Genomic DNA, 19316 nt, shown 5'->3' on the forward strand with positions numbered 1-19316 from the left:
ATTTGTCCGGTTGAATGGCGATCGACATGCACAACCCGCCGCCAACGTGGCGGCGGGTTGTGGGGTTCGTTCGAGGTCTCAGTCGTAGACTTTGACGATCTTGCGGGTGCTCGGGTCCACCAAAACCGTGCGGTTGTCGACCACCACATATCGGTATTTGACATTGGGAACCTCATGGAGCTCGACCGTGTCCGGCAGAGCCGTGCCGACATTCAGCTCAAGTCCGAGAAGGTTCACGGAAGCCAGCGGTTGCTTCTTCACGTATTGGCGCACGACGGTGTCCTGTTCCGGTGTGATGACCACATCCTGTGCCGCAACTGCGCCGACGCCGGCCAAAAGCAATAGCGCCGCAGCAGTGCTGGTAAGGTGTATCCTCATGGTTTTTCTCCTGTTGTTCCGGCGACAGCACAAATTTTCTGCGCGCCAGCCATCTGAACACGTCGGCAGGCCGAACGTTCCTCTAGCGGACTTCAGTCTGAACGCTGACCAGACCAAAGGCCGATCACAAAACGCGATGGTCTTACCTCTTGAGACTAGTCGGAACGGCTTAGGGGCCAGGGTAGTTGCTTCTCCAAATTCGGAGAAAGCAGATGGATAAAAGCATTGGCCAAGCGCGTTGGTTGCTCGCGCCAATTTTCGCGACAGCCGTCACATTTTTGGTGATCGGCATATTCCTTGGCTGACATGTCGTGGATCGGCACAGCTACGTCCCTTCCTGTGCTGATAGGACCCGCAAGCCGCCTCGGTGGCTGGCGGGCCCTCTATTTCAGTATGTTTGGTGAGCAAAAGACAATGACATCGATCCAGAGAACCAATGAGAGTGGCAAAGCAAACCAACCGGCAAATGACAACGATGATCCTGCGCCTGGGCTCTTGGACGCTGTTTCTTTGACGAATGAGGAAAACATTGTCGACCTTGTCAGGCGAACCGAGCGCGTGGCGATTTTGGTGGCGCTGGGAATGGGGGGCTGGTTGATGTTAGTCCCCGCAATCTACCTTGTACTGAGTACTGAGCCACCGAATATGAACGAACAATTGCGCCCGCTATAGGGCATTTGCCTCAGCCCGGTTTTGAAACTGAAACGCGCCGGTTCGAGGTGGGTGCCTATGTATTTGTGAGTATCTCGTTGGAACCACGCCAACCAGAGTGTCTGCGAATGAGATGGCGGCGAAGTTCGTGTAAACTTCAGGCAACTTTTTGACTTACTTGCAGAATCGGCTGCTGCAGCGGCGTCGAGCGATCCCGCTAGGGCGAAACTGTCCACAGCGCATCCAATTTGCCTGGGGTTCCTAGAAGCTTTTCGAACTTTCTGTCTTGCGGCTCCCGTCGAGATGCGCGCGCTTCTGAAGGAGGCCGGGGTGTCTGGATCCGCTGTGGTGCAACCTTGATCCAAGCATCTATGGGGGTTCGAGTCGGTAGAGCGCTACATCGCGAGACCCACTATCGACGAGGCGTTCTTCTACTACCGGCGGCACGCGGCTTAGTCAATTTTGGCGATGGAACCCATTGTCTCCGAAGGCAGAGGATCACAGGTTCGAATCATGGATTCCGACAGGAATCGAAATCTGTGACCCACAGATTAGGAATTTGTCAGACGGCCTTTCCCGTTGTTTCCCAATACCAGTCGTTGTATAATTGAAATGGTTCTAACATATTCAAGTTTTTGCGGTTTTCGTACTCCGCTGCCATGATGGCGTAGACAAAGCAACAGATCCAGACAGATCGAACAGGACGCAATTGCCGTACTAATCCCGCACTAACTTCATGACAGACCTTCGACTTGCCCTTACAGACCGCGCCGTCGCAAGCCTCCAGCCGGCGTCTTCAGGTCAATATTTTGCTCGGGACACCGACCTGCCGGGCTTCATGGTGCTGGTGGGCAAACGGAAAAAACGTTCGTCGTCCAGGGTGATCGAATGAAGGCGGGCAAGCGTCTTTCCGTCCGGATGAAGGTTGCCGAAGTTGGAGAACTCACAACGCGTGCGGCGCGGGCGAAGGCGAAGGACATTCTCGGCAAGATTGCCAACGGCATTGACCCTCGCGCGTCGACGCGCAAGCGGGACGGCGAAGCTGCAGCGGCTGATCTGCCATCGATTGCAAACCCCACCCTGCGCATTGCCTGGGAACGCTACCGCGACGGGCATATGAAGAACAAAGGCCGCAGCGACGGGACGATCAACAACTATCGCGATCACATCGAGCGGCTGTTAGCCGATTGGCTTGACGAGCCGCTTTCCAAGCTCGGCAACGATCCTTCCCTCGTGACTGTGCGACACGAGAAGCTCACCAAGGATAACGGCGCCTATATCGCCAATGGGTGCATGCGAACGCTGCGCGCCGTCTACAATCATGCCCGCAAGGCCGCCCGCACGCTTCCGGCGGACAACCCGGTCTCAGCCATAGACTGGAATGCCGAACATCGGCGCAACACGGCGCTGGGTCTTTCGGATCTCGAGCAATGGTTCTCCCAACTCGCGGTCTTGAAGAACCCTGTTCGGCGGGAGTTGCATCTGTTCATGCTGCTCTCGGGACATCGCCCTGAAGCGATCAGGAAGGCGCGGGTCGAGCATGTCGACTTTCGCGCGCGTGTCCTGCACATACCCAGGCCGAAGGGTGGTGAGGTCAAGGCATTCGATATACCGCTTTCCCGAGCCATGATCTGCTGTCTGGTTCGAGTGATGCGCATTGGTACAGCTCTCTATGGCGAGCAATCGCGTGAGTGGCTCTTCCCGGCCGACAGCGAAAGCGGTCACATCATCGAGCACAAGGAGAAGCGTAGCGATCTGTCGAAATGGGGGAATGACCTGCGGCAGACGTTCCGCACAATCGCCCAAGCTGTGGACGTTGCCGAGCTTGACGTTCACTTGCTGATGAACCACTCGATCCCAGGCGTCAATGCGGGCTACATCACACGCAACAAGCTGCTGAGCGACCACCTGCGCCTGCAGCAGCAAGCCATTTCACGACGGATGCTCGACGCCGGTCGATCGCGACAAAAGCCATCGAAGTCTTGCGCCTGGCCCGCCCTTCCCAGCAGGGGCCTACTTTCTGAGCTGATGAGCGGCAGGGATTAGCGGCATCAAACGTGTTCGGGGGTTCGGATGCGGGTATCGCTACGGCGCAAGGGAGCCGCCATGGTCATGCTCGTCAATCCGATTAGCTTGCGATACGCACTCGACTACCGGAACTATCCGCTCTGGCAGTCGCATGCGCACACGACCTACGCCTTCGTGCCGATCGAAGGGCCGATTGTCGCCTACAACGTCTATGGCAATCCCCCTGGCGCCGATGACGTCCGCGTCGGCCAGTGTAGAGCGATCAACCTCAATGCTCAGGCAACTTGAGAGCGTGGGGCTCGTTGATAATGCGGCCACACGTCGATCGACAGTGCATTTGGCAGGTGCACTGAATGACGCGAGCAATATTCTGCGGACCCAAGCAAACGGAACCGTAGTCCGAGAGTCGGTTCTGGCGGGGCCGAATGGGGTGATGAAGTTTGAGACGATCTGGGACGGGGCCAAACTCATCACTGGGAAGTTTTATGGAGGGCGGTGAAGGTGAGCGCGTCACTAAGATCGTGGGATTCAAAAAATCTCCTTTTGAACCACGTTGCCCAGCGGGGACCGAACGTTCTTCTCGTGGCGATGTAGAGGCGCCAAGGGGCTTTTACTCTTGGCCCGGGGATGGGGCTGATTCTTCTATCAAAGTAGGGATTATTGTCAGTCAAGCGAACGTCCCATCTGTAATGCGATCGCCAGCTGGTCGCTACTGTTTGTCTTGTTATGATAGGTCCATCTCCATTGTCGATTTGGAGGAGGGTATCTTAAAGAAGACACATCTGCTTGAGGATGTGTTTTTCAATTTATAGCCTGTAAAAATACCATCAGATACTTGCATTTCATCAGCTAGGTGTCGTCTCGATGTGTGACAAGGGGGAGGAGCTTTGGCGCTATATCTCCAGCGATATCCTGGAGAACTGGAACGTCGTAGGTGATCATCTTCTGCTCACCTGCACAGATGCGGGTCCGCCTATGGTGTTGAGTTTGACAAATGGAGAGATGGTGGCGTCTTGAGGAAGGCCCTTCTAGTGAACGGTAAGCGCGAGGCCGCCGTCGGCCAGAATCAGTGGCACGGCTCACGACCTAATCAACAGTCGTCACTTGCAGCCCTCGTTGGACCGCCGGACGTGCGAGTCCACGGTCCAGCCACGATTGCACGTGAGGAAAGTGGTCGAAGCCGACGAGTTCGCGAGCTTCGTAAAAGCCGATAAGATTGCGAACCCAGCCGAGCAGCGAAATATCGGCGATGGTATAGTCAGGGCCCATCACCCAGTCTCGACCTGCGAGCCGATTGTCGAGGACGCGTAGGAGCCTTGCCGATTCAGTTGCGTAGCGGTCGCGTGGACGCTTGTCCTCATACTCCTTGCCAGCGAACTTGTTGAAGAACCCGACCTGGCCGAACATGGGTCCGACTCCGCCCATCTGCCACATAACCCACTGGATCGTTTCATAGCGGGTGTTCGGGTCGGCCGAAATAAATTGCCCCGTCTTGTCGGCAAGATAGAGGAGGATGGCGCCCGACTCGAATAGCGCTAGCGGCGCGCCGCTCGGCCCGTTGGGATCGTAGATTGCCGGAATCTTGCCGTTCGGATTGAGCGCGAGAAACGCTGGGTCGTGGCTTTCGTCTGCCATGATATCAATCCGGTGCTCCTCATAGGGGAGTCTCGTCTCCTCAAGCATGATGCCGACCTTCACCCCATTGGGCGTCGGGAGGGAAAAGAGTTGCAGCAGGTCAGGGTGCTGCGCCGGCCAGCGTGTGAAAATCGGATGATCGAGCGTCACTTTCTGTCTCCAAAATAGTTGCGCCGAACCGAGCAGGAACTGATCCCATCACTCAGCTCGTGTTCGCTGAGCGCGAACTATTTTCGCTGAGCGCGACTATTATTGTCTTGTCGACCGACTTGTTGTCAGCCGGCGCGGTGACGCAGGCATTATTCTCGGCCCCGTCCGGGACCGGGTTTCTTGCGCGCAATACAGTGAAGAGCGCGGCTGCGAGAGCCAGCCCCCCATATCCCAAGGCGATCTGCGGTATTGTAAAGGTGCTTGAAAGCTTGCCGGAGATCAGGCTCGGGAAGGTGGCGCCGCTGTAGGAGAGAAGATAGATTGCACTGAAAATTGGCGCTCTGTCGGCAAGCTTGCTGCCATCCAGCAGCCCACGAGTGGCGGCGCTAATTGCGATACCTTGTCCGGCGCCGGCGACCATGGTGGCGAGGATAAACAACATCAGCGTGCCGGCATTGATCGCTGTGATGATACCGATCATGCCGGCCAGGAATGCGATCATGCCTACGCGTTGGGCCATTGCGGAGGTGAACCGGCCGCCGATGGGCGCGCCAAGGACGCTGGGAGCCATATAGGCAGCAAACACCGATCCGAGGATAAGCGGGCTGCGGGTGTGGAGTTGGTCTTCGACCAGCGCGGGAACGAAGGCTTGATAGAAAGCGCCTGTCGCCCAGGTGGCCAGGAATACCGCTGCGGCGACAGGGAGGAGAGGCCTGGCACGGGCCGGCACCTGTAATCGGGGCAATAGCGATCGCCATGCACCAGACGTCGGCGCTGCTGTTTCAGGACTGATCGCGATGAGCGCGGCAGACAGCAGCAGGAAGCCGACGCAGGCCAAGTAGATGACGTTGCGCGGCCAAGGACCAAACTGGACCAAGGCACCGGATACGATGGCGCCGACAGTGAGACCGAGCATCGGACCTTGGCTTGACGCAACGGAGGCCAGCCATTCCGGTCTGGCCGGTGCCGCGTCGACGATGTAGGAGGTGAGGCTGCTGCTCGCTAAACCGGTGCCAAGCCCCACCAGGAGCCGGCCGGCCAGCAGGATGCTGATGGCATGTACATTCAACAATAGCAGACAGCCAAGCATGATGAGGCCAAGGCTTGAGACTGCGGCTAGCCGGCGGCCCACGTGATTGGAAAGTCGTCCCAATGCCAACAGTGCACTGATCGTGCCAACGGCATATGCGACGACGGCCATGGATATTCCGGCGTTGGTAAACCCGTCTTCCGCCCGGTAGATGTTGTAGAGCGGGATCGGCGCGGCCGCCGCGGCGAACGAAGCTACCAAGGATATTACAGCTGATATGAAAGCCAGCCGGCGGTTCGCGCTCGGTCGTGCAATGTTGATCGCGGGTGCCCCATTTTGCATCGAGCTGTGCATCTCTATTTCACGCGGTTGAGTAATATCCACCATCGGTGGATGGCGCGTCGCTCGACGAAGCCTGTGACAGCGCCTCCGTCTCGTTGATCTGCGAGACGACGGTCATCCGCTCGAGCCTCGACGGGATGTGGGCGGCGCTGCGGCGTTCAGCCCGCCGTGCGCGTGCCCATCCCCGAGACCGGCGCGACCGGCTCCTCGGGTGCATTGAAGACTGACGTCGTGAGCAGTACAGCGATCGCTAAAATCCAATAGTACCAGGCGTCGAGCCCTACAAATTTAAAGACAAACGGTGCGATGATGAACACCACGCCCACGGCCCGATCGACCCAAAGGTGGAGCCAGTAAGGTATGATGCGCACGAGCCCGGTGGGATGGTCGGTCAGTGCAGGCAAGATCAGCGCCGCAATTCCGACAACAACCGAAAGCCATAGCGCCATCGGTCCGCTCTGGCCAAGCTTCAACAGAAATGGCGCTGCGATCAAGACGACAGCGACAGGGTAATCGATAAGGTAGGCGTGCATAGACTTGGTGACGAAGGGAAACGACATTGGTGACTCCTGTGCCTCTTGTCTTGGGTGCGTCGTCACGCCGATGAAAACGCATTCATCTCAGATGTCGATCTCGCCGCCCCTGATCGCCGGCATTCCATACAATCGCCTCAGATCAGGCCGTGTTGACGCATAGAAAGGCTATGCCGCCGTGCGAACGAGTGGAAATGCTTGATTGTTATTGTTTCCATTCCGCTTGTCTCGCGTCATGGTACGGAGAGGCGCATCACCAACGCCATTGTCAGTCGGGACGCCAAGAAAAATCAGGCGCCCGGGACGAGATTGCTACGGCATCTGACGATGCAGGTGGGGAGAGTATCGAAAGGACTAGGCGCAAAACGTCTTTCGACAGCCTATTCGTCGCGCCTCGCACGTCGCGGACTATCGCAGGGGATAGCGAGCGACATGCCGAAAGGCAGCTTTCTTCCACGTTGAAGCTATCAGGCGACCTCTTCAATAACGAGGTCTCTGCCATTAAACGACACCTCGTCGCCGGCGCGCTTTCCCTCCAATTCAGCGTAGATCGGCGCCTGCGTGGAGATGCCCATGATCTCATTGCCGTCGCATGTGAACTTGGCTGTCGACACGGCGATGACGAAATAACGACCGCCTAGTTTCACGACGGCGCCCTCCTCGATCATGCCTTTGGGGCCGAAGTCTATCCTGGAGAGCTTATCTATTTTGTCGGAATGTGAGTGAACGGTGTCATCGAAGGCTTCGGACAGGTCGCTCGCGAGCTCCGCCTGCGCTTGTTCGTCATCTTCGATCGGCTCGCTTCTATCAAGCCGGGCGCTCGCGACATACTCGAGGTATTTTTCTCTCGCACTCTCGAAGTCGCGAGTCTCCAGCGACAACATGGTCTGTTTCACGATCTGTTTGTTCATTTCAGGTCCTTTGTGAGGTAGGGCTTCCGGCCAGACTGTGATGGCGACGCTGGCAAACTCGACAATTATGCGGTCATTCGTTGTCGGGCACCTCGGCGCCTTGATAGGGGACTCTCTCAAGCCTGGGATCGCGGAGAATGCTGGTGACGAGCCAGACGTAGGATTGCTCCGCGGTATCGAACCCAAGAATCGAGAATGATTGCCCGAACGGGCACGGCGGGAAGTCAGGAAAGCCAATCCTCAGGACAAACCGCTCCGGATCCTTGTCGAACTCTTCCTTGAAGATCTTCCGCAGCCCATATCGGCTTGCGATTTCACCCTCGTTCTCGTGACGTATGGAGCGGTTCGCGTTTAGCTGTTCGAAGAGTTCTCGCGAGCATTCGCCGTCCAGTTCATCAAAGGCGTCGATCAACAGGCCTTTGCTGCCGGCTTTCCGGTTAGTGATCGCATAGATGTTTGAGCCGTCTCCAGCGTCCGGAGCGCTCTCGAACCTCTTCGCAAAATCGACCTGAATGTCGCCGGCGGCGACGGATTTTTCGGACGTCAGGTCGTAGAGCAGGCCGTCTCTTATGCGATACTCGTGGTCATACCCGTGTCCCAAGAGATCTGAAACCGCCACGACCATATCCTTCGCGTCGAGATTCATCTGCACTCTCCTAGCGTCGGCACGTCGTCCAACGCCAAACGCCGGGTTTGGCATTGGCCATTTGGAAGCGCCGTGCAGTTTTCGTTTCCACTCCCGGCATTGCGACGGGTGAGACTGGGGTCCTTTACGCGTCGGCCGCGGGATAGTTCGAGGGGAATAGCGCCCGCTTCGTTTCCTCGTCGTTGACCTTCTTGAAGTCGTGATCCTTTCCAACCGCGCGCGCCTTGGCGACCGCTGGGCGCGCGTCGATCGCCGTGAACCATCGCCTGATGTTGGGGAACGGCACCAAGGGATCCGTCGCGCCCTTCATGACGCGGGAAGCGCGATCGATCCAACCCCAGGCGGACATGTCGGCGATCGTATATTCGGACCCGACAATGTAATCCCGGCCTGCGAGTTGGCTGTCGAGTACCCGATAATGGCGCTCCGCTTCGCGGCGATATCTGTTGACGGCGTAGTCAAGACCCTCGGGAGCTGCAAACTGGAAATGTACGGCTTGCCCCGAGAACGGACCGAGGCCTGTACCGAGGAAAAACAGCCACGACAGAAGCTCGCCTCGGTCAGCCGGCTGGCCTAGGAAGCGACCGGCTTTTTCGGCGAGATACAGTAGAATGGCACTCGAATCGAAAACGCGTGCCTCTTTTCCGCCGGGACCTTCGGTGTCGACGATCGCGGGGACCTTGCCGTTAGGGTTTACGGCGCGAAATTCGGCCTGGTGCTGCTCGCCCTTGCTCGTGTCGACCGGCACCAGCTCATAAGGTAACCCCGACTCCTCCAAGAAAAGCGCAACCTTGGCTGGGTTGGGGGTCGGGTGGAAATAAAAGCGGATCATCGCGCTCACCTTCGGAGTTTCAGAGATTTCGCGCACGGGCCACGCGCGTCAGGCCGACGGGGCCGCTGGTTCGGTCGGCCCACGCGACATTGCCAAGACGTTTGCCGCTATGGAAGCAACGCCCTGTTATCGATTTCATTCCCGATGGTCTGCAGCGCCAATCCAAGCTGGTCGGTCCGACGGGCGGAAGCGCGATACGCCCGCCGATTCCCAGCCGGTTGGAGTCACGCCGGGACGTTTTCGGCGATCGGGGGCGCGGCCGGTTCTACACGTCGGTCGTAACGGACCGTCGGCGCCTGCATTGTGACGATTTCTTCACCGATTGTCGGATGCACCGCCATGGTCGACACAAAGTCATTCATGGTGGCTCCACTGCGAATTGCGATCGCCAGCACCTGGATCATTTCGCTGGCTTCCTCGGCGAAAATGTGGATGCCAAGGATCCGGTCCGTCTCGCAGTCTACGATGATTTTCAGAAGGGAGGTCTCGCAATCGCGTGTCAGGCCGGCCTTCAGCGGCTTGAAGCGCACCTTGTAGATGTCGACTGCGGGGTACTGCGCCCTCGCTTCCAGTTCGGTCATGCCAACGGTGCCGATCTCCGGGCTGGAGAAGACCGCCGTCGGCACATTGGAATAGTCGACCTGCCAATTGTTCTCCCCGAACACGCTATCGGCGAATGCGTGGCCTTCGCGGATCGCAACAGGTGTCAAGTTTATCTGGTTCGAGACGTCACCGACTGCATAGATGTTCGGGACATTTGTGCGAGAGCCTGCGTCGACAATAATCGCACCATTCGCGGCGGTCTTGACGCCCGCTCGGTCGAGCCCGAGGGCGGTCGTGTTCGGAGCGCGTCCAAAGGCAAGCAACACCTGGTCTGCCACCAGTCTGCCACCTTGTTCAGTCGTAACGTCGATTCCTCCCAAACCGCCGCCAGTTTGCCCGCGCCGGGGTTCAAGTCGACGTATGCTGTCACCGAGTATCAACTTGATGCCGCGGTTCGCATAGGACGCGGCGACGGCCTGGCGCACGTCCTCGTCAAAGCCGCGCAGGATATTACTTCCTCGGCAGACGACTGTGACGTCGCTTCCCAACGCAGCGAAAAGGCCCGCGAACTCAATGGCAATGTAACCGGCGCCGCCGATTACGAGCTTCCTCGGAAATGTCTTCAGGTCAAAGACGGCATCGGAGGTGATACCGAGTTCGATACCGTCGAAGGGAGGGAGTTCGGGCCTTGCACCCGTCGCAATCAGAATCTTGCGCGCACGTACGCGGCGACCGTCTTTGACCAGGCGAACCGTATGCGCGTCTTCAAGCACAGCACGGGACTTGACGACTTCGACGCCCGCATTTTCCTGACCGCTGCCGTAAAGTGCTTCCAGTCGTGCGATTTCGCGGTCCTTTGCGGCGACCAATGACGGCCAATCGAAACGCGGCATCGACAAACGCCAGCCGAACTCCGCCGCTTCGTCGAACTTGTCGCTGAAGCGACCCGCATAGACGAACAGCTTCTTTGGGACGCAGCCGCGGATGACGCATGTTCCGCCCAACCGGTACTCCTCGGCGAGCATCACTTTTGCGCCATGTCCCGATGCGACGCGGGCGGCCCGGACGCCTCCTGACCCGCCGCCGATCACGAACAGGTCGACGTCGAACTCCGTTGCGCAGGAAGCCGCTGAAGCGTCGCTTTGGACGGATTGCAATAGGTTCGTGTCGCTCAAGTTAAGCACCCAATCCGTTGTTTGCGGAGTTTCACATACGCGGCCTGATCGCATTCCGAGACGGCCCGATGCTTTGCGTCACTCTGGATTCGAACGGTGACGAGTCCTAGCTCACAGGACGCCACTTCGGACTTGCGGCGTCCTGTTTTGGACTTTCAGTACAATGGAATCGTCGAGAATCAGCCCGCCCGTGCGGTCTCGCGGAGGAACCAAGCTCTCTTCTCCGCGGCGTCGATATAGCCTTCCAGGAGGCTTGCAGTGGCAAGGTCCTCCAATTCGGCGCAGAGCTTGTGGGCCTGGCGCATCGAGGCGGCAAAGGCGTTGTTGTCTTCCATGAGTTCGGCCAGCATCGCGGCTGGCGCGACTTCCTCGGCCTCGTTATCCGCGATGGTGCGTAGTCGTGCCGCTTGGCCAAGTGAGCGGATCGTCACGCTATCCATCGCCCGGACACGTTCCGCGAGCGGGTCCACGACTTCAAGAATTTCGCTCGCCTGTTCGTCCAGCATGAGGTGATAGTCCCTGAAATGGGGGCCGCTCACGTGCCAGTGAAAGTTCTTCGTTTTGAGATAGAGCGACAGAGAATCGGCCAGAACCTGATTGATCTTCGCTGCGAAGGTCGCAAGCGAGTTTCGCAGCGCCGGCTCGTCTCGCTCCCCGTTTGGCACGTCTTCAACGTCTGTCGTCATGATCGTGGTCCCTTTCACTATTCGTGTTGCGTACTGTTTTTTTGTTTGATTGCAGGCTGAATGCGGCCTGCGCGAGCTGCAAGGCAGCGAGTTTTGGGGTGGATGGGGGGCAAAAAGACGGGAATCCGTCAGCCGCCGGTGAAGGCAGCGATCGCTTCCTTGATTTTCGCGACAGCGTAGCCGCCGACCTGCTCCAGTTCGACATGTGGCAGGTTCGGCATCTCGTCAGGTACCACGCCGCATCCGACGATTGCAGGGCCCGGGCACGCGAGTGCCTCGATCAAAATCGCCTCGAGTAGCGCGGGATCGCGGACGGTGAAACCCTGCGCGCCGCAAGCACGTGCCAGCACAGAATAATCGGGGTTTGGGAATTCGATCGCGTCGTGAAACGGAAGAATGCCCACGCTTTCCGCCTCGAGCGTGATGAGCCCGAAAGCCGCATTGTCGAAGACGACGACTTTGACGGGTAAACGGTGGTGGACCGCTGTCAGGAATTCGCCCATCAACATGTTGAAGCCGCCGTCCCCGGTAAGGACGATCACCTGTCGCGCGCGATCGAGCGCCTGTATTCCGTTTGCTTGCCCGAGTGCCGTGCCGACGGCCGCATTGTTGAACGAACCGGTAATGCGCTGTTTGCCGTTCTGTCGAATCCAGTTTCCTGACCAAAGGGTGTTGAGGCCCGTGTCGAAGACGAACACGGCATCGTCCTTCGCAAGGTCGCTAACCATGCGCGCTACAGCCTGTGGATGGATCTTGCCGCGGTTGCGCATCAGGTCGCTTTGCTTGTCGAGGAGTTCGTCCCAAGCGCGGCGGCTGCGCGCGACGCTGTCGAAGAATGTGCTATCGATTTTCTGTCGCAGTCTCGGCAAGAGCGCGGCGAGGGTCGGACGCACCGAACCTTGTACGCCGAGCACCGTCGACGTGCGTCGTCCAATCGCTACGGCCCGCTCATCGATCTGAATGACGTTTCCGTGGGTCGGCAGGAAATTGGAATAAGGGTAGTCTGTACCGAGCATAAGCAGGAGGTCGCACTCCTGGACCGCATTGTAGACCGGTTTGCTGCCGATCATGCCGAGCCCGCCCATCCATCGCGGATCGTCATATGCGATGATTTCCTTGCCGCGAACAGTGTGGACGAGCGGCGCCTTCAATCGGTCTGATAATGCGCGGAGCAGCTCTGCGGAGCCACGGCATCCCGCGCCGCACAGGATCGTGATCGACGTCGCTTCGTCGATGTGACGAGCAACCGCCTCAATTTCGTTCTCGCCAGGCGTGATCTCGCTGCGCGGACCAAGAGTTGCCACACTCGGAACGGCGTGTTCGACTTTGCTGGACAGCACGTCCTGGGGGAGCGTCAAATGCGCGACTCCTGGGCCCGCGTATGCGGAGGCGATCGCTTGATGGATCACGCCGGGCGCTTGTGCTGGCGCCGTTATCGTTTGGGTGTAGAGCGACACGTCGCGAAATAGCAGGTCCGGCTCGGTATACTGGTGATAGTCAATCCCTTTCAGACGTCGCGGCATCTCTCCCGACAACGCCAAGACAGGTGCATGGTCGCGCGCGGCCTCGTAGAGGCCAGCGACGAGGTGGGTGCTGCCAGGACCCGTTGTTCCGGCGCACACGGCGAGCTGGCCAGTCAGCTTGGCCTGGCCTGCCGCAGCCAATGCGGCTCCCTCTTCGTGGCGAACCCCGACCCATTCGATCTTGCTTTGCCGTACAGCGTCGCCCAGCGGATTGAGCGAGTCGCCGATCAAGCCGAAGATCTGCTTTACGCCGACCTCTTCCAGGACATCGACGAGGGCTTCTGCGACTGTACGCGACATGGATTACTTCCGCGATAGCCCCGCATTTTTTCGAAATGACCACCGGGCCCGGGCCGATGCCGCGGCGTCACTGCGACAGCCTTGCGCTCTCGCATTAAGCGGCTTGTTGTACAGGAGGAATTGCCGCGCGGTGATAACGCCGAGTTATGAATAGCATGCCCCGATGTATTCCGGGCTGGCCCGCCCAGAACCTACATCGGTCGGCCGAGCGCCAGGCGGCAATTGTGTTGTCAGCGTCGGTTTAAATCCGCACGGATCAATTCCTCAAGGGCAGCGCTGACGGCGGTATCGTCGGGCCGCACCGTAAGGTACATGGTGACGGTCCGCTCCGCTCGATCGAGGATTTCGTGCGCCAGGCGCGATCGAAACTGCGTCGTGGTTACATGCAGCCCCAGGTTGCCATTCGTCCTCTCGGGTTGTCTGTCGGAGTGTCAGGTCTGCCCGTCCTGCGGGCGAATTGTCATGCGGCGCGTATAGGTGTCCTGGCTGACCGCGTCGTCGACGATCCGCCCTATGCAGGCTTCGATCTCCTCCTGATAGGCAGAAACCGGACTTGCGTGCTGGTCGTCGTCAGCCACAAACGGGGAACATGCCGCGATGCTCGGCGGAGGCGGGCCACGAGAGCGTCCGCCGCCTCTTGCGTCGGCTCAAGCGCAAGGAAGTGTGCGAGCAGCGTCTGCACGACAGAGGTCACGGCCGACACGTGAGCCGCGTTCGCTGTGTTCTCGTGGCTTTGCACGCCAGATCCGATCGTTGGGCATCTTCCGGACTGGATACCACGATCGCCGGTGATGATCTCATCCCGGCTGGTTATCAATTGGATGCCCGCATTCTATGATCCGACCGGGTCGGCGATCGCTACTCTCGCAAAGCGGTATCTGGCCGGCTGAAGGAAGGCAAACATGGCTACGGAGAAGGCGATCCTTGCCGGCGGGTGTTTTTGGGGAATGCAGGAGATGTTTCGAAGCGTCCGCGGCGTAGGTTCAACGCGTGTCGGTTACACCGGCGGTGATCTCCCTAATCCGACCTACGGCAGTCATCACGGGCATGCCGAGGCAATCGAGGTAACTTTCGATCCTCTGATCGTAAGTTACCGCGCCATCCTAGAACGCTTTTTTCAAATTCATGATCCGACGACGTACGAGCAGCAAGGGAGTGACTTTGGATCGGGCTACCGTTCCGCCATCTTCTACACCGATGCACAGCAGAAGGAGACAGCCCTTGAAACGATCGCCGAAATCGAGGCCTCCGGCTTGTGGCCTGGTCCAGTAGTGACCGAAATCAACCCGGAAGACCGATTCTGGGAGGCCGAGCCGGAGCACCAGGACTACCTGCAAAGACATCGGCAAGGGTACAACTGCCACTTTGTTAGGCCGGACTGGCGCCTTCCTTCATCTCATGCATTCCGCAAATCTGGAACTGCCAAGCTGCAAACCTGAACGACCTGCCAATGTCGATGGGCGAAGCTCGCTGCTACGCTGATGGCGAGGCGAACACATCGGTCCCGCAATGCCGTCGCATAATGGCGGCGGCGGCATCGAAATGTTCTGCGCTCGCAGGATGAACGATCAACACAATACCACCATTGAGGACCTGTCTCTCGGCCCATTCGTGCACATACGCTTCGTGGCCCCGTCCAAACAAGGCGGCCAGCCCGCCCACTCCGCCTCCGGCAGCCAATCCCGCCAGCACGGCTGGCGCCGCCGTTCCGCCAGTCGCAGCAAGAACGGCGCCAGCGCCGGCGAACGACGCGACAGTTGCGGCGAGCGAGGTCACAAGTGTGCGAACTTGTTGCCGGTCGTCGCTCATGCTGACCTCCACACGGGGCAGTTGTCTGATGTCGCAACCAACGGTGCCGGCGCATGTCGCAGCTATATCCTCCTGCGCGAGGAAGCTTATTCGAGAGCGGTCGATCCCCGCAGCTTCGAGCTCGCCTACAGCGGCCTCAAATTCGACATGACTTTGCAGCGCACCAATGACTTCTCGCAACTCGCTCACTTTGTGTATCCTGTTAGTTCGTTTTCACTCTAAAAGGCCTCGTACTGTGCATCGCTCCGCATCTCACGAGTAATCTCCGCCGCTCTGCTGCGTAAGATTGCCGAGATAGTCGCGCTTTCCGATTTTCGCCCCGAGATGCCGGAGGATCGCATGCGCTATCGAGATGTGGAAAAAGAAGTCAGGTAGCACCAAGTACCGGATGTAGTCGTCGCCGCCATACCATCCGCGCACGATAGGTGGGGTCAGCTCATAGGTGTGCGACTGGGCACCTGCGATCTCGTCCGGCTGCACGTTCTGCAAGAAGCCGCGAGTCTCGAGGAGCCGTCCCTTCAATGCCGGATACATCATCGCAGTGGTGCGGGGCGGTGTCGGGTCGCGCTGCATCAACTTCGCCATGTGCGCGTCAACCTTGTTGCAGCTTACAGAGAACTGTTCTCCAAACGTCAGCATGTCGGGTGCGAGCCGCTCGCCTAATATTCGTCCCGGCTCAAACCCTTTGGCCCGCTCGAGCGCCTGGGCGTGATCGAGATAGTCATCCATCACGTTCAGTCCATGCACCATGACAGGGACTGTGATCTCATAGACCGAGAAGGACACACTGACCTCCGTGGGTTCGTTTCTAGTCTGAACGTCGGTTGGTCCCAGAAGGTCGATAACCGAAGCGAATGGTCACAATAATTCCCGTGGTTCCGCTCTTGCTCGTGGCGTCCTTCGAGATAGGCGTCGAAGCTCCGCGAACCGCAGCGAGAACGCTCACGCGCATTGACATCTAGCAACGGAGCGCCGGATATCCATTCACGTAAATCCGGTCAGTGTTCCTTGCTGGCACGTGGCAACCCTGGCAATCGGTGTGGTAGTTTGTCGAGGTGGTCTTGAGGGGCTTGTCTGCATCGAACCACGACCAGCCCAACCGTTTCCCCACAGCGGGTTGCCTGGGTGCGATCCTTTGCTGTCTTCACCATGACGAACCAGCCCTTGAGCTTGTCGACGTGGCTTACCGTGCCGGGGGTCATCTCGTTCGTCGAGGTCGCAAAGACTTCCTTCACGAGAACGGCGCCATCCGGGAAGTGCCCGGTCTTTCGATATGCGTCGATCGTTCCCGGAGAGGCGTAAACGGTGTGCATCTGCTTCGAGCTCTGCCCGCTATCGGCGGCAATCGCCCAACTGCCGAGCGCCTGGTAAAGCGTTCTGTAATCTGTCGGAACATGCGAGTTCCCGGCGGCGTCCGCCACATTTGCGCTTTGATCGACTGGAGCCGCTCGGCTCATCTGCGCGAGAGACACGGCGGCGCCGGCGACCATGACGATCGCAACACCCAGGCTGACTGTCCTCGATAATTTCATTGGAGGTCTCCTTTGCTGCTCGCACGGGGCACCCCCCCTCGGTGCGAGGGGTTCAAGCACCCTGGAAGCGGCGGGCTTCGTGACCGGGCTGGCAAGCCCCAGGATCGGACTCTGTCGACGAAATGAGAAATTCCCTTTGGACATGCATTTGATAGGCGTGAGATATCGTTCTCCAAAGGTCTGTCTGGGGGCAATACGGGTTGGTTTTGGGTCAACCATCGAGGAGTGCGCCATATTCGGGTTGCCGGGTGGCGTAGGAAGACATGAAGGGGCACTTTGCGATCACTCGTTTCCCGTCGCGCCGCAAGGCCTCGAAAACGCCGTGCGCCAGCCGCGATCCGTAGCCAAGGCCAGATAGCTCCTGCGGTACTTCCGTATGCAGCAGCACGACCCGGCCGTCCTCGATCTTGTAGTACGCGACCGCGAGCGCATCGCCGCTGAGGGACATCTCAAACCGGTTCATGGCCGGGTTGTCCCTGATGTCGCTTTGCACTTTCCGTCTCCTTCGCTCAGAGGCCGACAAAGTTAGCAGGCACGAGTGCGGCGGTCTGCGGCCGCACGCTGAATAACGCCCGCGTCTGGACGAACGGCGACGGATTATGGATTCGCTGCGCGATCTACGGACCTACGTTTTTGACGCGAAAGCGTCGGCCGTCGGATCGCGCTCGGGGCAGGGGCGAGGGCTGTATTCTTGGGCGCGTAGGGATGAGCAGACCAAGTTCGCGCCCGCCACGTCCAATCTGCTCTGGCGGCAGACCATTATTTTCGGAGTTCCTGTTATGGCCGACACTTTCGAATACGCGCTGCCTATAGGTGAACGGGCATGAACATCACCGGCAAGCGCATTCTCATCACCGGCGGATCGAGCGGCATAGGGCTTGCGCTGGCGCGAATATTGCTGGCGAAGCAAGGGAAAGTGGCGATAAGCGGACGCCGTCCGGAAGTCGTCGCTGAAGCCGTTCGATCCCTGCAAACCGGAACTACCGAGATCCACGGCATAGCAGCTGATGTTTCGACAGCCGAAGGACGCGCCGTGACGCTCGAGCAGGCCGTTTCCGCTCTCGGCGGCCTTGATGTCCTTGTGAACAATGCCGGCGGCGTGCGAGCCGGTCGTTTGGAAAAGACCGATGAAGCCGAACTGCACGCGATGATCGATGTCGGCTTAACGGCCCCGATCCTGCTGACGCGCGGAGCGTTGCCGGTCCTCCGTGAGAGCGGTGACGCCATGGTCGTGAACGTTTCCTCCGGCATCGCATTGGTAGGGGCTCCGTTCTATTCCACCTACGCGGCAGTCAAGGCCGGGCTTGCACATTTCGGTGAGGCGCTGCGGCGTGAGCTGAAAGGGGAGGGCATCCATGTGCTGACCGTCTATCCGGGCGGCACCGACACACCGATGATGAAATCAAATCATGCAGGGCCCGAACTCGGGTTTTCGCGCGAGCCAGCTTCCGCCGTCGCCGAAGCGATCGCTGCGGGCATCGAAGCTGAGGCGTTCGAAGTGATCCGTGGCGGCGAGGTTCGCGCCCAGATGATAGCCTTGAATCGAGAGAATCCGGCTACGGTCGATGAACGCATGCTCAGTATGAAACCCGCGCTCGAAGAAGCGGTGAAAGATCACGCTGCCCTTTAGAGCGGCACACAGGTCGAACAAGGAGTCCCTATCGCGATGCTGCAAAACGGCGATGTTTTTCCGTCTCTAACCTTTGCCCGCGCTGGTGGCGGCGAAGTCGATCTGCCTGGCGATCTCGCTGGCGGATACGGAGTGATCCTGTTCCACCGCGGTTCCTGGTGTCCGTTCTGCAACGCCCAGCTTGCAGCTTTTGCGCGGGCGGCAGACAAATTCGCCGAGGAAGGCATCAAGGTCGCCTCGGTATCGGTGGACGATCGTGAAAAGACGGAGGCGCTCGTCGCAAAGTATAAACTCGGCTTTCCGGTCGCCCACGGGGCCGATGCACGAGCCGTCTCCGCGGCCACCGGCGCCTTCGTCAATGACGATCCCGTCTATCTCCAAGCAACTGGCTTCGTCCTGAATCCCGAGAGTCGGATTGTGACGGCCGTCTACTCGACGGGCGCGATCGGACGTCTGCTTCCTGATGACGTATTGGGCATGGTCCGCTACCTGAAATCATCATCGAAAAGGTGAGATAGAATCGTGAAGCAAGGACCGCAGAGCTAGTTGGCGGCGTTGGAGCCGAGACTATTCATCGAAACCAAGATTTGTAGATTGCATTGGCGAACGTGCTTCGGACCCATCGAGAACAGAGATGGAGACGATAATAGCGTCGATGATGAGTTCGTGCTGTTCATCGGGGCGGTCAGTCATGAGAAACCGCGAGCGACAGGAGTTCGTATCATGGTGAAGGCATTTGTGTTCGATGCATATGGCACGCTTTATGACGTGCATTCGGTTTCAGAAATTACCGATGCGTCGTTCCCGGGCCATGCCGACTACATCACGCAGATCTGGCGCATGAAGCAGCTCGAATACAGTTGGCTGCGATCGCTGATGGGGCGCTACCAGGATTTCTGGACGGTCACGCGTGAGTCACTTGATTACAGTCTTCGAACTTGGGTCTTCGCTCCGATACGCAATTGTTCGACGATGTCTGAAC

At 58.8% G+C, this 19316-nt stretch carries 20 protein-coding genes and 1 pseudogene; 6 read left to right on the plus strand and 15 right to left on the minus strand.

From position 1 onward, the window contains the following. Window positions 1–78: 78 nt before the first annotated feature. A complete protein-coding gene (locus tag LB545_RS09405; RefSeq protein ID WP_140499724.1) occupies window positions 79–378 on the minus strand; it encodes a DUF1236 domain-containing protein in 300 nt (99 codons plus the stop codon). Window positions 379–1917: 1539 nt separating this feature from the next. Between LB545_RS09405 and LB545_RS09410 the strand changes: the two genes are divergently transcribed. Both LB545_RS09410 and LB545_RS09415 read left to right on the plus strand, forming a co-directional pair. Further along, window positions 1918–3075: a tyrosine-type recombinase/integrase gene (locus LB545_RS09410; RefSeq protein WP_181171888.1), complete on the plus strand. Its 1158-nt coding sequence runs from the start codon at window positions 1918–1920 to the stop codon at window positions 3073–3075. 60 nt (window positions 3076–3135) lie between these two features. Beyond that, on the plus strand, window positions 3136–3345 hold the full coding sequence (locus tag LB545_RS09415) for a hypothetical protein (protein WP_140646434.1): 210 nt from the start codon (window positions 3136–3138) through the stop codon (window positions 3343–3345). Between the two features lie 798 nt (window positions 3346–4143). Here the strand turns inward: LB545_RS09415 and LB545_RS09420 are convergent. The 10 genes from LB545_RS09420 to LB545_RS09465 form a co-directional block, all read right to left on the minus strand. Next, complete coding sequence (locus tag LB545_RS09420; protein WP_140581533.1) at window positions 4144–4842, minus strand: glutathione S-transferase N-terminal domain-containing protein; 699 nt, start codon at window positions 4840–4842, stop codon at window positions 4144–4146. 52 nt (window positions 4843–4894) lie between these two features. Next, window positions 4895–6226, minus strand: a complete 1332-nt coding sequence (locus LB545_RS09425; RefSeq protein ID WP_140581885.1) for an MFS transporter — start codon at window positions 6224–6226, stop codon at window positions 4895–4897. Between the two features lie 146 nt (window positions 6227–6372). Further along, window positions 6373–6774, minus strand: a complete 402-nt coding sequence (locus tag LB545_RS09430) for a hypothetical protein (RefSeq protein WP_140581530.1) — start codon at window positions 6772–6774, stop codon at window positions 6373–6375. A 440-nt stretch (window positions 6775–7214) separates the two neighbouring features. Further along, window positions 7215–7658, minus strand: coding sequence for a hypothetical protein (locus LB545_RS09435; RefSeq protein WP_140581527.1), 444 nt, complete (start codon window positions 7656–7658; stop codon window positions 7215–7217). 73 nt (window positions 7659–7731) lie between these two features. Further along, a complete protein-coding gene (locus tag LB545_RS09440) occupies window positions 7732–8304 on the minus strand; it encodes a hypothetical protein (protein WP_140581525.1) in 573 nt (190 codons plus the stop codon). A gap of 124 nt (window positions 8305–8428) precedes the next feature. Further along, window positions 8429–9136: a glutathione S-transferase family protein gene (locus LB545_RS09445; RefSeq protein WP_140581522.1), complete on the minus strand. Its 708-nt coding sequence runs from the start codon at window positions 9134–9136 to the stop codon at window positions 8429–8431. A gap of 224 nt (window positions 9137–9360) precedes the next feature. Further along, window positions 9361–10836, minus strand: coding sequence for a glutathione-disulfide reductase (gene gorA, locus LB545_RS09450; protein ID WP_224704936.1), 1476 nt, complete (start codon window positions 10834–10836; stop codon window positions 9361–9363). A 197-nt stretch (window positions 10837–11033) separates the two neighbouring features. Next, window positions 11034–11540 (minus strand): Dps family protein, encoded by a 507-nt coding sequence (locus LB545_RS09455; RefSeq protein WP_140581517.1) that lies wholly within the window; start codon window positions 11538–11540, stop codon window positions 11034–11036. 128 nt (window positions 11541–11668) lie between these two features. Continuing rightward, window positions 11669–13363 (minus strand): thiamine pyrophosphate-binding protein, encoded by a 1695-nt coding sequence (locus tag LB545_RS09460; protein WP_140630258.1) that lies wholly within the window; start codon window positions 13361–13363, stop codon window positions 11669–11671. 431 nt (window positions 13364–13794) lie between these two features. After that, window positions 13795–13941 carry a hypothetical protein gene (locus tag LB545_RS09465; RefSeq protein WP_181171889.1) on the minus strand — a complete coding sequence of 49 codons (147 nt, stop codon included), beginning with the start codon at window positions 13939–13941 and terminating at the stop codon, window positions 13795–13797. A 324-nt stretch (window positions 13942–14265) separates the two neighbouring features. Here LB545_RS09465 and msrA point away from each other — a divergent pair, with 324 nt between their 5' ends. Beyond that, window positions 14266–14802: a peptide-methionine (S)-S-oxide reductase MsrA gene (msrA, locus tag LB545_RS09470; RefSeq protein WP_140581512.1), complete on the plus strand. Its 537-nt coding sequence runs from the start codon at window positions 14266–14268 to the stop codon at window positions 14800–14802. Between the two features lie 34 nt (window positions 14803–14836). On the opposite strand, the gene LB545_RS09475 is transcribed toward msrA, so the two are convergent. From LB545_RS09475 to LB545_RS09490, 4 genes are all read right to left on the minus strand, one after another. Next, window positions 14837–15361, minus strand: coding sequence for a hypothetical protein (locus LB545_RS09475; protein ID WP_140581509.1), 525 nt, complete (start codon window positions 15359–15361; stop codon window positions 14837–14839). A 63-nt stretch (window positions 15362–15424) separates the two neighbouring features. After that, window positions 15425–15958 carry a DUF1993 family protein gene (locus LB545_RS09480; RefSeq protein ID WP_140581506.1) on the minus strand — a complete coding sequence of 178 codons (534 nt, stop codon included), beginning with the start codon at window positions 15956–15958 and terminating at the stop codon, window positions 15425–15427. 212 nt (window positions 15959–16170) lie between these two features. After that, entirely contained in the window at window positions 16171–16704 is a 534-nt protein-coding gene (locus tag LB545_RS09485) for a cytochrome P460 family protein (RefSeq protein ID WP_224704907.1), read from the minus strand. A 211-nt stretch (window positions 16705–16915) separates the two neighbouring features. Next, window positions 16916–17197, minus strand: coding sequence for a GNAT family N-acetyltransferase (locus LB545_RS09490; protein ID WP_224704909.1), 282 nt, complete (start codon window positions 17195–17197; stop codon window positions 16916–16918). A gap of 330 nt (window positions 17198–17527) precedes the next feature. Between LB545_RS09490 and LB545_RS09495 the strand changes: the two genes are divergently transcribed. From LB545_RS09495 to LB545_RS09505, 3 genes and pseudogenes are all read left to right on the plus strand, one after another. Beyond that, window positions 17528–18334 carry an SDR family NAD(P)-dependent oxidoreductase gene (locus LB545_RS09495; RefSeq protein WP_140581505.1) on the plus strand — a complete coding sequence of 269 codons (807 nt, stop codon included), beginning with the start codon at window positions 17528–17530 and terminating at the stop codon, window positions 18332–18334. A gap of 36 nt (window positions 18335–18370) precedes the next feature. Then, window positions 18371–18847 carry a redoxin domain-containing protein gene (locus LB545_RS09500; RefSeq protein WP_210239513.1) on the plus strand — a complete coding sequence of 159 codons (477 nt, stop codon included), beginning with the start codon at window positions 18371–18373 and terminating at the stop codon, window positions 18845–18847. A 207-nt stretch (window positions 18848–19054) separates the two neighbouring features. Next, window positions 19055–19273, plus strand: a pseudogene (locus LB545_RS09505) (HAD-IA family hydrolase); the annotation flags it as partial. Between the last annotated feature and the right edge of the window lie 43 nt (window positions 19274–19316).

Source organism: Mesorhizobium sp. BR1-1-6 (assembly GCF_020165355.1).
Taxonomy (GTDB): domain Bacteria; phylum Pseudomonadota; class Alphaproteobacteria; order Rhizobiales; family Rhizobiaceae; genus Mesorhizobium.

What these genes read in the sequence shown, in the direction of transcription:
- LB545_RS09500 (WP_210239513.1), top strand. Translation starts at nt 18,371, where the DNA reads ATGCTGCAAAACGGCGATGTTTTTCCGTCTCTAACCTTTGCCCGCGCT.
- LB545_RS09495 (WP_140581505.1), top strand. Translation starts at nt 17,528, where the DNA reads ATGAACATCACCGGCAAGCGCATTCTCATCACCGGCGGATCGAGCGGC.
- LB545_RS09425 (WP_140581885.1), bottom strand. Translation starts at nt 6,226, where the DNA reads ATGCACAGCTCGATGCAAAATGGGGCACCCGCGATCAACATTGCACGA.
- LB545_RS09440 (WP_140581525.1), bottom strand. Translation starts at nt 8,304, where the DNA reads ATGAATCTCGACGCGAAGGATATGGTCGTGGCGGTTTCAGATCTCTTG.
- LB545_RS09445 (WP_140581522.1), bottom strand. Translation starts at nt 9,136, where the DNA reads ATGATCCGCTTTTATTTCCACCCGACCCCCAACCCAGCCAAGGTTGCG.
- LB545_RS09410 (WP_181171888.1), top strand. Translation starts at nt 1,918, where the DNA reads ATGAAGGCGGGCAAGCGTCTTTCCGTCCGGATGAAGGTTGCCGAAGTT.
- LB545_RS09430 (WP_140581530.1), bottom strand. Translation starts at nt 6,774, where the DNA reads ATGTCGTTTCCCTTCGTCACCAAGTCTATGCACGCCTACCTTATCGAT.
- LB545_RS09460 (WP_140630258.1), bottom strand. Translation starts at nt 13,363, where the DNA reads ATGTCGCGTACAGTCGCAGAAGCCCTCGTCGATGTCCTGGAAGAGGTC.
- LB545_RS09415 (WP_140646434.1), top strand. Translation starts at nt 3,136, where the DNA reads ATGGTCATGCTCGTCAATCCGATTAGCTTGCGATACGCACTCGACTAC.
- LB545_RS09405 (WP_140499724.1), bottom strand. Translation starts at nt 378, where the DNA reads ATGAGGATACACCTTACCAGCACTGCTGCGGCGCTATTGCTTTTGGCC.
- LB545_RS09435 (WP_140581527.1), bottom strand. Translation starts at nt 7,658, where the DNA reads ATGAACAAACAGATCGTGAAACAGACCATGTTGTCGCTGGAGACTCGC.
- msrA (WP_140581512.1), top strand. Translation starts at nt 14,266, where the DNA reads ATGGCTACGGAGAAGGCGATCCTTGCCGGCGGGTGTTTTTGGGGAATG.
- LB545_RS09455 (WP_140581517.1), bottom strand. Translation starts at nt 11,540, where the DNA reads ATGACGACAGACGTTGAAGACGTGCCAAACGGGGAGCGAGACGAGCCG.
- LB545_RS09485 (WP_224704907.1), bottom strand. Translation starts at nt 16,704, where the DNA reads ATGAAATTATCGAGGACAGTCAGCCTGGGTGTTGCGATCGTCATGGTC.